The following is a 13783-nucleotide window of genomic DNA, read 5'->3' as shown; positions in this document are numbered from 1 at the left end:
CAGTGTTGTCAGCTGCGCCCGCCAGGGCGCGGCCCTCGGCGAGGGCGGCCGCCAGCTCCAGCCGGCCGGGCTCCGCTCCCAGGTCCATGTGGAACGCAGTGATCGTGGCGGCCTACGCCCGGATGCGCCGCCCGGATCCCAACCGCACGCCCGCGGGCCATTGCGATGAGAGCGCGGCGGGCTCGTCTCGGCGCCGTGGCGGTGTCCGGGGTGAGCGTCGCGGGGTACCTGCCGGGACATGGCGGTTCGGTTTCGTACGCCTGACGAGGCGCCCCGTCACTCCTGGATGCGCCGAAGGCCCAGGCGCTCCTTCTCGGAGAGACCGCCCCACACCCCGAAGCGCTCGTCGTTGCTCAAGGCGTACTCGAGGCACGCGGAGCGCATCTCGCACATACCGCAGATGCGCTTCGCCTCGCGCACCGAGCTGCCCGGCTCGGGAAAGAAGAAGTCGGCCCCAGTCTGCGCGCACAGCGCCTGCTCCTGCCAGGCCATGTCGGACGCGGTGATCGTTTCCATGGCAAGAGCGTGCCTCGCGGCGAAAAACGTTCGATCAACGCGGGATCAACGGCGCGCTCCGAGGGCGCCGGCGGCCCCTGATGATGGTCCCGCCGCACGGGTCAGGGCACGGCGGCGCGCGGGGAGCGCGCGAACAAGCGAGCCGCACCGCCGACTCGTCGCCCAGCCACAGTGCCGCGCGAACCATCCTGGCGACTGGAGCGACCGCGACCGCCACTCGAGCCCGCGCCACGCGTCCCGGCAGCGGTTGTCAGTGGGCGGTGCGAGACTCGGCAGTGCACGCAACGGGACCCTTTGGAGGAGGGCAATGATGCTCACCACCCGTTTTGTCAACGGCGCGCCGAACTGGCTGGATGTCGGTACGTCCGACATCGACGGCGCCATCTCCTTCTACGGAGGCCTCTTCGGCTGGCAGTTCCAGTCGGCGGGGCCCGACGCCGGCGGCTACGGCTTCTTCCAGCTCGACGGAAAGACCGTGGCCGGCGGTATGCAGACCACGGCGGAGCAGGGCCCGCCCTCCTGGACCGTGTACTTCCAGAGCCCTGACGCGGAGGCCACGGCCAAGGCGGCCGAGCAGGCCAAGGGCGCCGTGCTCATGCAGCCGATGGACGTGATGGGCGAGGGCCACATGGCGATCCTCGCCGACGAAGCGGGCGTGCCCTTCGGCATCTGGCAGCCGGGCCGGACCAAGGGCCTGGACCTGGCCGGGGACCCGGGCTCGCTGTGCTGGGTCGAGCTCTACACCGCGGACATCGCCGCGGCCGCCGCGTTCTACAACTCCGTGTTCGGCTGGGAGACCTCGGCGGTGCCGTTCCCGGGCGGTACCTACACCTGTATCAACCCCGCGGGGACGGAGCAGGAGGACATGTTCGGCGGCGTCGTCCCGCTGGCCGACGACCCGACCGAGGCCGAGTCCGGAGCGTACTGGCTGCCGTACTTCGAGGTCACCGACACGGACGCCGTAGTCGCCAAGGCCCAGGAGCTGGGCGGCAAGGTCCGCATGCCCGCGACGGACATGGAGGGCGTGGGCCGCATGGCGAAGCTGTCCGACCCGTACGGGGCACGCTTCGCGGTGATCAAGAGCGCCCCGCAGCAGAGCTGAGGCTTCGACCCGGCAGGCGCCGCGGGTGGCTGCTCGGATCGGCAGGGCGCTGGAAAGGTACGGCTCATCGCCAGGGCGCTGGAAAGCTACGGCTCGGATGCCAGGGCGCGGGAGAGTACGGCTGGAACCGGGAGGCGCGGGAGAGCAACGGCTCCGGACCGGGGAGCCGCGGGAGAACCACTGCTCCGGACCGGGGAGGCGCGGAAGAGCCACGGCTCCGACCGGGGAGCCGCCGACGCGGGGGCGCCCCGCCGACCCGTCGTCAACCGGACATCGGGACGCACGCCTCGCTGACGCCCTGGATCAACTCCGCGATGCCCGGGGGAACTTGGACCCGCGCCGAGAGCGACGCAGACGCCTACGCGGAAGCCCGTCGCACCAATGTCGTCGGCAGCACCACGCTGGGCCGGGTACCCCCCGAACCGTCTTCGCCCGCCCCGCGGTCGAGTCGGCTCAGCAGCAGCCGGGTCATCAAGCGACCCATTTCCTCGATGTCCTGACGGACCGTCGTCAGGGCCGGGTCCGTCTGCTCGGCGACCGGCAGCATGTCGTCGAAGCCGATCACCGCGACGTCGTCCGGCACCCGTCGTCCCTGCTCACGAAGGACGCGCAGGGCACCCGAGGCCGACAGGTCGTTCGCGACGAACACCGCGTCCACGTCCGGGCGGCGCTCCAGCAGCTCCCGCATCGCGCGCTCGCCGCCCGCGGGCGTGAAGTCGCCCGTCACCACGAGCGTCGGATCGACGTCGCCCATGACGTCCCTGAACCCCTCCAGCCTGTCGACCGCCGACGTCTGGTCGAGGGCGCCGGTGATGTGGGCGATGCGCGTACGTCCGAGCCCGGCGAGGTGGCGTACGGCCTCGCGGGCGCCGCCCCGGTTGTCGCAGTCGACGTACACGGCCTCGCGGACGCCGTCTCCCCAGCCGGGCCGGCCGCCGAACACGGTCGGCACGCCCGCCCCGTGGATCAGTCCGGGCAGCGGGTCGTCGAGGTGCAGCGAGAAGACGAGGGCGCCGTCGACGTGGCCCCCGGCGAGATAGCGCCCGACGCGTGCGTGGTCGTCGCGGCCCTCGGTGAGCAACAGCACGAGCTGTGAGTCATGTGCCGTCAACTCCTTGCTGATACCTCGGAGTTGGAGCGCGAAGAAGGGGTCCGCGAAGACCCTGGTCTCCGGTTCGGCGATGACCACGGCCACCGCGTCGTGGCGCCGGGTGACCAGGCTGCGCGCGGCCTGGTTCGGCACGTACCCCAGTTCTTCGACGGCTCGCCGCACCCGCTCGACGAGCGGCTCGCGCACCCCGTCGCCCCCGTTCACCACACGCGACACGGTGGCCCGGGAGACCCCGGCCCGCGCGGCCACGGCCTCCAACGTGGGGCGCGACGCTGTCTCGGTCACCTCTGGGCACCTCCTGGGCGGTTGCGGATCAGGATAACCGCGCCGTCGCGCACCGCGTGAGAGCGCTCCCCGATCATTGAAGCCAACCTGCGCCGAGGCACGCGACGAGCCGTTCGTCGGCCTCACCCGAATCCGTCGTTCGTCGCCTCACCCGAATCCGTCGTTCGTCGCCTCACCCGGACCCGTCGTTCGTCCGCCTCACCCGGACCGTCCTTCGTCCGCCTCACCCGAACCCGTCGTTCGTCCGCCCCACCCGTAACCGCCCCTGCTCGGCGGCTGTTTGCCCCGCTGCGGAGTCGGCGGCTAACCGTCCTCGTGCCTGGCTCGGCTCGGCTGTACGCGTTTCGGCTCGCCCGGCATCTTCGGGTACTCGGGCGGGTATGGCAGGTCGCCCAGGCCGTGGTCGTGTTCGTCACGGCTGGCGAGTTCCAGCAGGGCCTCCAGGGAGAAGGCGTGGTCGTCCATGTCGGCGTGTACATCGCCCAGTTCGGCGAAGCGCCTCGGCATGGTCGCCAGGTCGAAGTCCTGGGGCTGGGCGTCGCCCACCTCGTCCCAGCGCAGGGGGGCGGAGACGGGGGCGTGCGGGCGGGGGCGTACCGAATAGGCGGAGGCGATGGTGCGGTCCCTGGCGGTCTGGTTGTAGTCCACGAAGATCTTGTGGCCCCTTTCCTCCTTCCACCAGGCGGTGGTGACCTGGTCGGGCATCCGGCGTTCCAGCTCGCGGCCGACGGCGATGGCGGCCCGGCGCACCTGCGTGAAGGTCCAGCGGGGCTGGATGGGCACGAAGACGTGCAGTCCCCGGCCGCCGGAGGTCTTGGGCCAGCCGCGCAGATCGCCGTACTCGTGGAGAACGGCGCGCAGTTCGTGGGCGGCGCGTACCGCGTCGGCGTAGTCCGTGCCGGGCTGCGGGTCGAGGTCGATGCGGAGTTCGTCGGGGCGGTCGACGTCGTCGCGGCGGACCGGCCACGGGTGGAAGGTGAGTGTGCCGAACTGCGCGGCCCACAGGACGGCGGCGGGCTCGGTGGGGCACATCTCGTCGGCGCTGCGGCCACTGGGGAAGGTGATGTGGGCGGTCGGGATCCAGTCGGGCATGTTCTTGGGCGCCCGTTTCTGGAAGAAGGACTCGCCCATCACGCCCTCCGGGTAGCGCTCCAGGGTGGTGGGGCGGTTGCGTAGGGCGCGCAGGATGCCGTCGCCGACGGCGAGGTAGTACTGGGCGAGGTCCAGCTTCGTGAAACCGCGCTCCGGGAAGAAGACCTTGTCCGGGCTGGACAGACGTACGGTCCTCCCGGCTGCCTCGAGTTCCACCGCGTCACCCATGCGAGCCACGGTAGGCGCAGCGCGCATACCTCGCACACCGGGCGAACGCCGTCATGACCGCGCAGAATCGGAGCATGGATCTGCCGGTGATGCCGCCCGTGAAGCCGATGCTCGCCAAGTCCGTGGCGAAGATCCCGCCGAACATGCACTACGAGGCGAAGTGGGACGGTTTCCGGGCGATCGTGTTCCGCGACGGCCCCGAGATCGAGATCGGCAGCCGCACCGGGAAGACGCTGACCAGGTACTTCCCCGAGCTGGTCGAGGCGCTGCGGGAGCGGCTGCCGGAGCGCTGTGTGATGGACGGCGAGATCGTGATCGCCGGGCAAGGGCGGCTCGACTTCGACGCGCTCACCGAGCGGATCCACCCGGCGGACTCGCGGGTGCGGATGCTCGCCGAAAAGACCCCGGCCTCCTTCGTGGCGTTCGATCTGCTGGCGCTGGCCGACGAGTCGCTGCTCGACGTCCCGTTGGGTGACCGGCGGGCGCTGCTGGTGATGGCGCTGTCCGGGGTGACCGCACCGGTCCATGTGGCGCCGGCGACCACGGACCGTGAGGTGGCCGAGCGGTGGTTCGAGCAGTACGAGGGCGCGGGCCTCGACGGGGTGATCGCCAAGCCGCTCGCGCTGCCCTATCTGCAGGACGAGCGCGCGATGTTCAAGATCAAGCACGAGCGGACGGCCGACGTCGTCGTCGCCGGGTACCGCTTCCACAAGAGCGGGCCGATCGTCGGTTCCCTGCTGTTGGGCCTGTACGACGACGGGGGCACCCTGCAGCACGTGGGGGTGAGCGCCGCGTTTGCGATGAAGCGGCGCGCGGAGCTGGTGGAGGAGCTGGAGCCGCTGCGGATGGAGGAGGTCACGGAACATCCCTGGGCGGCCTGGGCGCAGGAGTCGGCCCACGAGAGCGCGCGGTTGCCGGGCGCGCCCAGCCGGTGGTCGTCGAAGAAAGACCTCTCCTGGGTGCCGGTGCGGCCCGAGCGGGTGGCCGAGGTGGCGTACGACCACATGGAGAACGGCGTGCGGTTCCGCCACACGGCCCGCTTCCGTCGCTGGCGCCCCGACCGCACCGCCGAGAGCTGCACATACGGCCAGCTGGAGGAGCCGGTGGGTTACGACCTCGCGGAGATCTTCGGACCACAGGACTGACCAGGCCCCCACAGGACTGAACGCACCCTTCCCGGGATCGTCTCACTGAGCCGATCAGACCAGTCAACGCGCGCAATCAGAATCGATCGGGTATGGCCACCGATGAACCTATGAGCGCACAATCAATGACACGGGACAGGGTGGCACGGTGGGCATGCGACAGATGGCGCGGGTGCGGCGCGGCGCGATGACGGCCGCGTTGCTGGCCATCTCGGTGACGGGCTCCCTGATGACGGCCTGCACCTCGGGCGGCGGCGCGACCGACGACGGGCGCGGCCATGTACCAGGACCGGCCCACAGCCACGGCACCGCGGCGAGCAGCGGCTCGGTGCTCGCCGTGAAAATAGACAACGCGCCCGCTGCCCGCCCCCAGACGGGCCTCGACGCGGCGGACGTCGTGTACGCGGAGCAGGTGGAGGGCGGTCTGAGCCGGCTGATGGCGGTCTACGCGAGCAAGCTCCCCAAGGCGATCGGGCCGGTGCGCAGCGCCCGCGAGTCGGATCTGGAGCTGCTGCGCCAGTTCGACGAGCCGACGCTCGCCTACTCGGGAGTCCAGCACAAGCTGCTTCGCCTGGTCGACCAGGCTCCGCTGAACTTACGGCCGCCGGACAAGGTGCCCGCCGCCTACTACCGGGGCACGGACAACGCCGCGCCGCACAATCTGTATCTGCGCCCCCAGCGGCTGATGGGGTCCGCCGCACCGGGCAGCGCCGCCCTCACCACCGGCTTCCGCTTCGGTGCGGCGCCCTCGGGCGGCAGCCCGGAGACCTCACGCACCGTGCGCTTCCCGGCGGCTCGCTTCACCTTCACCTGGTCCGGCAGCCGGCAGCGCTGGCTGGTGGCCATGGACGGCACGCCGGCCGTGACGGCCGAGGGCAGGACGGTGGCTCCGGCGACCGTGGTCGTGCAGTACGTGAAGGTGCGCACGTCCAAGTACCACGATGTCCTCGGCAACAAGACGCCGTACACGGAGACGGTGGGCTCGGGAACGGCGAAGGTGCTGCGCGACGGCCGTGCCTTCGATGTGAACTGGGCGCGCCCCAAGGCAACGGACGGCACGCGGTTCACGACGGCGGACGGCACGCCGATGAACTTCGCGCAGGGCCAGGTGTGGGTGGTCTTCGCGAAGGCGTGACCGGCCGGGGTCGCGGCCCGGGCCGGAGATCTAGCGCTGGACGGCGACGGGCTCCGCCGGATTGCGGAGCCCTTCCGCGGCGTCCGAGACCCGCTGAATGAGGTCGAAGAACATGGCCTGTTCCTCGGCGGAGAGCGGGGCGAGGAAGACCTGGTTCATGCGCGCGGTGCGGACGGTCAGCTTGCGGTGCGTGCGCAGCCCCTCGTCCGTGAGGCGCAGCAGAAAGCGCCGGCCGTCCTGCGGGTCGCGCACCTTGTCGAGCAGACCGCGCCGCCCCAGCCGGCTGATGACCTCGGCGATCGTGGACCGGTCAAGCCCCACCCGCTCCCCCACCGTGCGCTGGTCAAGGCCCGGTTCGGCGACGAGCGCGTTCAGGACCGCGAACTGCGGTGAGGTGATCTCCTCGGAGACCATCGTGTTCCACAGCAGGTAGTGCGCCTGCTGCAGTCGCCGGGCCAGGTGCCCGGGGTGGGTGGAGAGGTCCACCGCGGCCATGTGCGCTCCTCGGATCCACGTACGCGCGACCAACGGCGGCGTACAGGGCTTCGTATTCGTTGGTGTACTGAACGATACCCGGCCCTCCCGTCACCTGTCTCGCCGCGTGTCGCCACTTCCACCTCGACACTTCAAGGAGGTCTTGACTGACCAGGGCCGGGATGGCAGCGTGTTCAACACCTCGAAGAAATAATCAGTGCCCTGACTAATTGGGTCGCGCTGGACGCTCGGGAGAGATGGGGCTTCACGGATGGACAAGGTGGTCGCCACGGCTCTGGAGGCGGTGGCCGATGTGCCGGACGGTGCGACACTCGCGGTCGGTGGATTCGGCTTGAGCGGGGTGCCGAACGTGCTGATCGAGGCGTTGTACGAGCGGGGGGTCAGCGGCCTGGGTGTGGTTTCGAACAACTGCGGGGCGATGGATTCCGGCCTGGCGGTGCTGCTGGCGGCCGGGCGGATCGGCCGCGTCACCGGCTCATACATCGGTGCGAACAAGGAGTTCGCGCGGCAGTATCTGACCGGTGAGCTGGAGGTGGAGATGATCCCGCAGGGCACGCTGGCCGAGCGGCTGCGCGCGGGCGGCGCCGGGATCCCCGCGTTCTACACCCCGGCCGGGGTCGGCACGCAGGTCGCGGAGGGCGGCCTGCCGTGGCGCTACGACGGTTCGGGCGGCGTCGTGCTGGCCTCGCCGCCCAAGGAGGTACGGGAGTTCGAGGGCACGGAGTACGTGCTGGAGCACGGCATCCGCACCGACTTCGCGCTCGTGCGGGCCGCCAGGGGCGACCGGCACGGCAACCTGGTGTTCAACAAGTCCTCCCGGAACTTCAACCCGCTCGCGGCGATGGCCGGCCGGGTGACGATCGCCGAGGTGGAGGAGCTGCTGGAGCCCGGTGAGATCGACCCGGACGCGGTGCATCTGCCGGGGATCTTCGTGCAGCGCGTCGTCGCGCTGACGACCGAGCAGGCGAACGCCAAGATGATCGAGAAGCGAACGGTTTCGGTACCCGCGGCGGATGGAACGGTGAGCGAGTAATGGCCTGGAGCAGGGAAGAGATGGCCGCCCGCGCCGCGCACGAGCTTCAGGACGGCCAGTACGTCAACCTCGGCATCGGGCTGCCCACGCTGATCCCCAATTATCTGCCCGCCGGGGTGGAGGTGATCCTGGAGTCGGAGAACGGCATCCTGGGCACCGGCCCGTATCCGACCGAGGACCAGGTCGACCCGGACCTGATCAACGCGGGCAAGGAGACCGTCACGGTCCTGCCGGGCGCCTCCTTCTTCGACTCCGCGCTGTCCTTTTCGATGATCCGCGGCGGTCACATCGACGTCGCCGTGCTCGGCGCGATGCAGGTGTCAGCGGGCGGCGACCTCGCCAACTGGGCGATCCCCGGCAAGATGATCACCGGTATCGGCGGGGCGATGGACCTGGTGCACGGCGCGCGCACGGTCATCGTGGTGATGACGCATGTGGCCAAGGACGGTTCGGCGAAGATCCTGGAGGAATGCGGACTGCCGCTCACCGGCAGGGCGTGTGTGAACCGGATCATCACCGACCTCGGCGTCCTGGACGTCACCGACGAGGGCCTGGTGCTGGTGGAGTGCGCGCCGGGTGTCGCGGTCGGGGAGATCGTGGCGAAGACCGCCGCGAAGGTGCGCATCGCCAAGGAGATCCAGTCATGAGGGACGTCTACGTCGTCGATGCGGTACGGACTCCGATCGGTAAGTACAGCGGCTCGCTGGCGTCCGTCCGCCCGGACGACCTGGCCGCCCATGTCATCCGTGAACTCCTCGCCCGCAGCCCGGACTTGGACCCCTCCCGGATCGAGGACGTCTACTTCGGCAACGCCAACGGCGCGGGCGAGGAGAACCGCAACGTGGGCCGGATGGCCGCCCTCCTCGCCGGTCTGCCCACCTCCGTGCCCGGCGTGACGGTCAACCGGCTGTGCGCCTCCGGCCTGGAGGCGGTCATCCAGGCCGCCCGCGCCATCGCCGTCGGGGATGCCTCCATTGCCCTGGCCGGCGGGGTGGAGTCGATGACCCGCGCCCCCTACGTGCTGCCCAAGAGCGACAGGCCCTTCCCGGCCGGGCACGCCGAGCTGTACTCCACCACGCTGGGCTGGCGCATGGTCAACCCGGGGATGGATCCGCAGTGGACCGTCCCGCTCGGCGAGTCCGCCGAACTCATCGCCGACAAGCACAAGATCAGCCGTGAGCAGCAGGACGAGTTCTCCCTTGCCAGCCACCGCAAGGCGGCCCGGGCCCAGGCGGACGGCCTGTTCGACGGTGAGATCGCCCCGGTGCCGATCCCGCAGCGCAAGGGCGCCCCGGTCGTCTTCGACGCCGACGAGTGCGTACGCGCTGATGCGTCCCTGGCCGCCATGGCCAGGCTGAAGCCGTCCTTCCGCACGCACAACGGCACGGTCACGGCGGGCAACGCCTCGCCCCTGAACGACGGGGCGGCGGCCCTGCTCCTGGTCGACGAGGAGGGCCTGAAGGCCACCGGCCGCGAGCCCCTCGCCCGCATCTGTGCCACCGGCGTCTCCGCGATCGACCCGCACTACTTCGGACTCGCCCCCGTCGAGGCCGTCCATCGCGCACTGGCCAAGGCGGGCAAGGGATTTGGCGATCTGTCGACGCTGGAACTGAACGAGGCCTTCGCCGCCCAGGTCCTCGGCTGCGTCGCCGAATGGCCCGAGTTCGACCCGGCGATCCTCAACCCGCAGGGCGGAGCCATCGCCCTCGGTCACCCCCTCGGCGCGTCCGGCGCCCGGCTCGCCGCAACCGTCGCCCACCAACTCGCCCGCAAGGGCAGTGGAGTTGGTGTCGCCACCCTCTGCATCGGCGTGGGCCAGGGCCTCGCCCTCGTCCTCGAACGATAGGAAGTCGACCATGGCTCTCACTCAGTCGGACATCGACATCGAGATCAAGGATCTCCAGGACGCGTACGACAAGGCGGTCGCCGGCGGCGCCCCCGTCCTGCACCATCCGCCGCGCGACTACGCGCCGTACCGCAGTTCCACACTGCGCCACCCCAAGCAGCCGCTGGTCGCCATCAACGGCGGCGACCCGGAGACGATCGAGCTGTCGGGGCCGGTCTTCGGCGTCACCGACATCACCGAGATAGACAATGACCTGACCCTCCAGCACCGAGGCGAGCCGATCGGCGAGCGCATGACCGTCTCGGGCCGGCTGCTCGACCGTGACGGCCGTCCGGTGCGCGGCCAGCTCGTCGAGATCTGGCAGGCCAACGCCGCCGGCCGCTACGCCCATCTGCGCGAACAGCACCCGGCGCCGCTGGACCCCAACTTCACCGGCGTGGGGCGGACGCTGACGGATGATCAGGGCCGGTACGCGTTCACCACGATCAAGCCGGGGCCGTACCCGTGGGGCAACCACACCAACGCCTGGCGGCCCGCGCACATCCACTTCTCGGTGTTCGGTACGGCGTTCACCCAGCGGCTGGTGACGCAGATGTACTTCCCGAGCGATCCGCTGTTCCCGTACGACCCGATTCTGCGGTCCGTGACCGACGAGGCGGCTCGCAACCGCCTGATCGCCACCTACCACCACGACCTCTCGGAGCCCGAGTTCTCCATGGGCTACACATGGGACATCGTCCTCGACGGTCCCTCCGCCACCTGGATCGAGGAAGGCCGTTGACCATGACCGAGCGGTTGCTCCCCACCCCGTCCCACACCATCGGCCCCTTCTACGGCCACGCGCTGCCCTTTCCGGGGGGCGGCGACATCGCACCTTTGGGCCACCCCGACGCGATCACCCTGCACGGATACGTGTTCGACGGGGCGGGCAGGCCGATCCCGGACGCCCTCCTGGACTTCTGGCAGGCCGCGCCGGACGGCTCCCTGAAGGGCGCTCCCGGCTCGATGCGCCGTGACCCGGCGACGGGTGGCTTCCTGGGTCGCAACGGCGTCGACTTCACCGGCTTCGGCCGGGTCGGCACGGACGCCGACGGGCACTACGCGCTGCGCACGCTGCCGCCGGGCAACGCCGGGCTGCCGTACGTCAGCGTCTGTGTGTTCGCCCGTGGTCTGGTGCACCACCTCTTCACCCGCGCCTACCTCGCCGACGGCGCCGACCCCCTGCTCGACTCGCTCCCGGCCGACCGGCGCGCCACGCTGATCGCGGCCGAGGGCGCGCACCGCACGTACCGTTTCGACATCCGCCTTCAGGGCGAAGGCGAAACGGTCTTCCTGGAGTTCCAGTGACATTCGGTGCCTCCGACGCCCTGCTCGCCCCCGGGTGGGCGGGCTCCCCCGCGTCCTCCGCGACCTCCGACGAGGCCTTTCTGCGAGCCCTGCTCGACGCGGAGGCCGCGCTGACACGGGCCTGGGCCGGGCTCGGCCTGGCTCCGGCGGAGGCCGCGGCGGCGGTGAACGCCGCAGCCGCCGCCGACCTCGACGTACAGGCGATCGCGCTGGAGGCCAGGGACGGCGGCAATCCGGTGATCCCGCTCGTCGCCCGTCTGACGGAGGCGGTCGGCGAGGAGTACGGCTCCTACGTCCATCGCGGCGCGACCAGCCAGGACGTCATGGACACGGCGCTGATGCTGGTCGCCCGCCGCACACGGGCTCTCGTCCTGGCGGACCTGGAGCGGGCGGCGCGGGCGCTCGGCCGGCTCGCGGGCACCCACCGTGACACCGTGATGCCGGGGCGGACGCTGACCCAGCACGCGGTGCCGACGACCTTCGGTCTGAAATCGGCCGGCTGGCGGTCGCTGCTGCTCGACGCGCGCGACCGGCTCACCGGCGTACGACTTCCGGCCCAACTGGGCGGAGCGGCCGGGACGTTGGCGGCCTTCACGGCCTTCGGTGCCGCGGATCCTCAGGCCCTCGTGACCGCGTACGCCGGTGAACTCGAGCTCGCCGAACCGGCGTTGCCCTGGCACACCCTGCGCACGCCGATCGCCGATCTGGCCGGAGCACTGGCCTTCTCCGCCGGAGCCCTCGGCAAGATCGCCGCCGACGTCCTCACCCTCTCCCGTACGGAGATCGCCGAGGTCGCCGAGGGCAGTGGCGGTGGATCGTCCGCGATGCCGCACAAGGCGAATCCCGTGACGGCGACGATGATCGCCGCCTCGGCCCGGCGTGCCCCGGGTCTCGCCGCCACGCTGTATGCCTCGATGGTCGCCGAGGACGAGCGGCCGGCCGGGGCCTGGCATGCCGAGTGGGAGCCGCTGCGCGATCTGCTGCGGCTGGTCGGCGGCGCGGCCCGCAACGCCGCCGGACTGGTCGAAGGGCTCCGGGTGAACGCGGACACCATGCGTGAACACCTCGGTCTCACCCATGGGTTGATCGTCTCCGAACGGCTGGCCGTCGAGCTCGCTCCCGTGCTCGGCCGGGCCCGCGCGAAGGAGCTGCTGACGCGGGCCGCCAAGCGCGCCGTCGCCGAGAACCGGAGCCTCGTGGATGTGCTCGGCGAGGAGCCGGAGCTGAAGGAACTCGACCTCGCGGAACTCACCGACCCCACCCGTTACACGGGCTCCGCGGGAGCCCTGACCGACCGCGCCCTGGAGCGACGTTGACCCACAAACTGCTCAACCACCGCGCCGAGGGTCCACCCACCGCTCCCCCGCTGCTCCTCGGACCCTCGCTCGGCACGTCGTACGCCATCTGGGACAAGGTCGCGCCCGAACTGTCGATCACTCACCGGGTGGTTCGCTGGGACCTTCCCGGGCACGGTGGTTCGCCGGCCGATCTGATCGGCCCCGGGGCGACGGTCGCCGAGCTGGCCGGGCTGGTGCTGGCGCTGGCCGACTCGCTCGGCATCGAGCGGTTCGCGTACGCCGGGGTGTCGCTCGGTGGTGCGGTGGGCCTGCACCTGGCGGTCCACCATTCCGAGCGGATCTCCTCCCTCGCCGTCATCTGTGCCTCCGCCCACTTCAGCGGCGCCAAGCCATGGCAGGAGCGCGCCGAACTGGTGCGCCGCGAAGGTCTCGGGACCCTCGCCGCGACCGCCGACTCCCGCTGGTTCACGCCCGGTTTCACCGTGCCGGAGCTGGTGGCGGATCACCGGAACGCGGATCCGGGGGCGTACGCCGCCTGCTGTGACGCCCTGGCCGCGTTCGACATCCGGGACCGGCTGACGTCGATCGCCGTGCCGACGCTGCTGATCGCCGGGCGCGAGGATCCGGCGACGCCGCCCGCGCATCTGCGGGAGATCACGGACGCCGTGCCCGGTGCCGCGCTCGTGGAGATCCCGGGCGCCTCGCACCTGGCGCCCGCGCAGTGCCCGGAGGCCGTGCTGACGGCATTGCGGGCGCACTTCTCGGGAGTCGCCCGGCGCGGCATGGAGGTACGCCGGCAGGTGCTCGGCGACGAGCACGTGGACCGCGCGCAAGCACGGCAGACCCCCTTCACCGCCCGGTTCCAGGACTTCATCTCCCGCTACGCGTGGGGCGAGATCTGGACCGATCCGACGCTGAGCCGCCGCGAACGCAGCATGATCACGCTGACCGCGCTGGTGGCGCACGGCCACTACGACGAGCTGGCCATGCATGTCCGCGCGGCGCGGCGCAACGGGCTCACACCCGAGGAGATCGGCGCCGTGCTGCTCCAAACGGCCGTGTACTGCGGTGTTCCGGCCGCCAACTCGGCCTTCGCGGTGGCCCAGCGCGTGCTCGCGGAGGAGGACGCGGAGGGCGCCTGACGCTCAGG

The 13783-nt window shown here is 71.0% G+C and carries 14 protein-coding genes; 10 read left to right on the top strand and 4 right to left on the bottom strand.

All coding sequences use genetic code 11. From position 1 onward, the window contains the following. Nucleotides 1-276: 276 nt before the first annotated feature. Nucleotides 277-516 carry a WhiB family transcriptional regulator gene (locus AB0D27_RS03985; RefSeq protein WP_362501724.1) on the bottom strand — a complete coding sequence of 80 codons (240 nt, stop codon included), beginning with the start codon at nucleotides 514-516 and terminating at the stop codon, nucleotides 277-279. A gap of 310 nt (nucleotides 517-826) precedes the next feature. Between AB0D27_RS03985 and AB0D27_RS03980 the strand changes: the two genes are divergently transcribed. Further along, complete coding sequence (locus AB0D27_RS03980; protein WP_362501894.1) at nucleotides 827-1618, top strand: VOC family protein; 792 nt, start codon at nucleotides 827-829, stop codon at nucleotides 1616-1618. Between the two features lie 358 nt (nucleotides 1619-1976). On the opposite strand, the gene AB0D27_RS03975 is transcribed toward AB0D27_RS03980, so the two are convergent. Continuing rightward, the gene (locus AB0D27_RS03975) at nucleotides 1977-3014 is read right to left on the bottom strand and encodes a LacI family DNA-binding transcriptional regulator (protein WP_362501722.1); all 1038 of its coding nucleotides are present in this window, start codon (nucleotides 3012-3014) and stop codon (nucleotides 1977-1979) included. A gap of 303 nt (nucleotides 3015-3317) precedes the next feature. Continuing rightward, nucleotides 3318-4334 (bottom strand): non-homologous end-joining DNA ligase, encoded by a 1017-nt coding sequence (ligD, locus tag AB0D27_RS03970; protein WP_362501720.1) that lies wholly within the window; start codon nucleotides 4332-4334, stop codon nucleotides 3318-3320. Between the two features lie 74 nt (nucleotides 4335-4408). On the opposite strand from ligD, the gene AB0D27_RS03965 reads away from it, so the two are divergent. Both AB0D27_RS03965 and AB0D27_RS03960 read left to right on the top strand, forming a co-directional pair. Next, a complete protein-coding gene (locus AB0D27_RS03965) occupies nucleotides 4409-5479 on the top strand; it encodes an ATP-dependent DNA ligase (protein ID WP_362501718.1) in 1071 nt (356 codons plus the stop codon). Between the two features lie 154 nt (nucleotides 5480-5633). Further along, a complete protein-coding gene (locus tag AB0D27_RS03960) occupies nucleotides 5634-6614 on the top strand; it encodes a DUF3048 domain-containing protein (RefSeq protein WP_362501716.1) in 981 nt (326 codons plus the stop codon). A 30-nt stretch (nucleotides 6615-6644) separates the two neighbouring features. Here the strand turns inward: AB0D27_RS03960 and AB0D27_RS03955 are convergent, their stop codons facing one another. Next, a complete protein-coding gene (locus AB0D27_RS03955) occupies nucleotides 6645-7109 on the bottom strand; it encodes a MarR family transcriptional regulator (RefSeq protein WP_362501714.1) in 465 nt (154 codons plus the stop codon). 250 nt (nucleotides 7110-7359) lie between these two features. Between AB0D27_RS03955 and AB0D27_RS03950 the strand changes: the two genes are divergently transcribed. Genes AB0D27_RS03950 through pcaD form a run of 7 tightly spaced genes read left to right on the top strand, consistent with a single transcriptional unit; the run spans nucleotide 7360 to nucleotide 13775 of the window. Beyond that, entirely contained in the window at nucleotides 7360-8142 is a 783-nt protein-coding gene (locus AB0D27_RS03950; protein WP_362501712.1) for a CoA transferase subunit A, read from the top strand. Continuing rightward, nucleotides 8142-8789, top strand: a complete 648-nt coding sequence (locus AB0D27_RS03945) for a CoA transferase subunit B (protein ID WP_362501710.1) — start codon at nucleotides 8142-8144, stop codon at nucleotides 8787-8789. The genes AB0D27_RS03950 and AB0D27_RS03945 overlap by 1 nt, the downstream gene beginning before the upstream one ends. After that, on the top strand, nucleotides 8786-9988 hold the full coding sequence (locus tag AB0D27_RS03940; protein WP_362501708.1) for a thiolase family protein: 1203 nt from the start codon (nucleotides 8786-8788) through the stop codon (nucleotides 9986-9988). The genes AB0D27_RS03945 and AB0D27_RS03940 overlap by 4 nt, the downstream gene beginning before the upstream one ends. Before the next feature lie 10 nt (nucleotides 9989-9998). After that, nucleotides 9999-10769: a protocatechuate 3,4-dioxygenase subunit beta gene (gene pcaH, locus AB0D27_RS03935; RefSeq protein WP_362501706.1), complete on the top strand. Its 771-nt coding sequence runs from the start codon at nucleotides 9999-10001 to the stop codon at nucleotides 10767-10769. Between the two features lie 2 nt (nucleotides 10770-10771). Continuing rightward, nucleotides 10772-11335: a protocatechuate 3,4-dioxygenase subunit alpha gene (gene pcaG / locus AB0D27_RS03930; protein ID WP_362501704.1), complete on the top strand. Its 564-nt coding sequence runs from the start codon at nucleotides 10772-10774 to the stop codon at nucleotides 11333-11335. After that, nucleotides 11332-12651 carry a 3-carboxy-cis,cis-muconate cycloisomerase gene (pcaB, locus tag AB0D27_RS03925; protein WP_362501702.1) on the top strand — a complete coding sequence of 440 codons (1320 nt, stop codon included), beginning with the start codon at nucleotides 11332-11334 and terminating at the stop codon, nucleotides 12649-12651. The genes pcaG and pcaB overlap by 4 nt, the downstream gene beginning before the upstream one ends. Next, a complete protein-coding gene (gene pcaD / locus AB0D27_RS03920; protein WP_362501700.1) occupies nucleotides 12648-13775 on the top strand; it encodes a 3-oxoadipate enol-lactonase in 1128 nt (375 codons plus the stop codon). Before pcaB ends, pcaD begins: the two co-directional genes overlap by 4 nt. The last annotated feature ends 8 nt before the right edge of the window (nucleotides 13776-13783 follow it).

Source organism: Streptomyces sp. NPDC048415, assembly GCF_040651675.1.
Classification (GTDB): domain Bacteria; phylum Actinomycetota; class Actinomycetes; order Streptomycetales; family Streptomycetaceae; genus Streptomyces.
This window is presented reverse-complemented; position numbering and strand designations above follow the sequence as displayed.

What these genes read in the sequence shown, in the direction of transcription:
- AB0D27_RS03980 (WP_362501894.1), top strand. Translation starts at nt 827, where the DNA reads ATGCTCACCACCCGTTTTGTCAACGGCGCGCCGAACTGGCTGGATGTC.
- AB0D27_RS03940 (WP_362501708.1), top strand. Translation starts at nt 8,786, where the DNA reads ATGAGGGACGTCTACGTCGTCGATGCGGTACGGACTCCGATCGGTAAG.
- AB0D27_RS03955 (WP_362501714.1), bottom strand. Translation starts at nt 7,109, where the DNA reads ATGGCCGCGGTGGACCTCTCCACCCACCCCGGGCACCTGGCCCGGCGA.
- AB0D27_RS03965 (WP_362501718.1), top strand. Translation starts at nt 4,409, where the DNA reads ATGGATCTGCCGGTGATGCCGCCCGTGAAGCCGATGCTCGCCAAGTCC.
- pcaH (WP_362501706.1), top strand. Translation starts at nt 9,999, where the DNA reads ATGGCTCTCACTCAGTCGGACATCGACATCGAGATCAAGGATCTCCAG.
- AB0D27_RS03960 (WP_362501716.1), top strand. Translation starts at nt 5,634, where the DNA reads ATGCGACAGATGGCGCGGGTGCGGCGCGGCGCGATGACGGCCGCGTTG.
- AB0D27_RS03985 (WP_362501724.1), bottom strand. Translation starts at nt 516, where the DNA reads ATGGAAACGATCACCGCGTCCGACATGGCCTGGCAGGAGCAGGCGCTG.
- ligD (WP_362501720.1), bottom strand. Translation starts at nt 4,334, where the DNA reads ATGGGTGACGCGGTGGAACTCGAGGCAGCCGGGAGGACCGTACGTCTG.
- AB0D27_RS03945 (WP_362501710.1), top strand. Translation starts at nt 8,142, where the DNA reads ATGGCCTGGAGCAGGGAAGAGATGGCCGCCCGCGCCGCGCACGAGCTT.
- pcaG (WP_362501704.1), top strand. Translation starts at nt 10,772, where the DNA reads ATGACCGAGCGGTTGCTCCCCACCCCGTCCCACACCATCGGCCCCTTC.
- AB0D27_RS03950 (WP_362501712.1), top strand. Translation starts at nt 7,360, where the DNA reads ATGGACAAGGTGGTCGCCACGGCTCTGGAGGCGGTGGCCGATGTGCCG.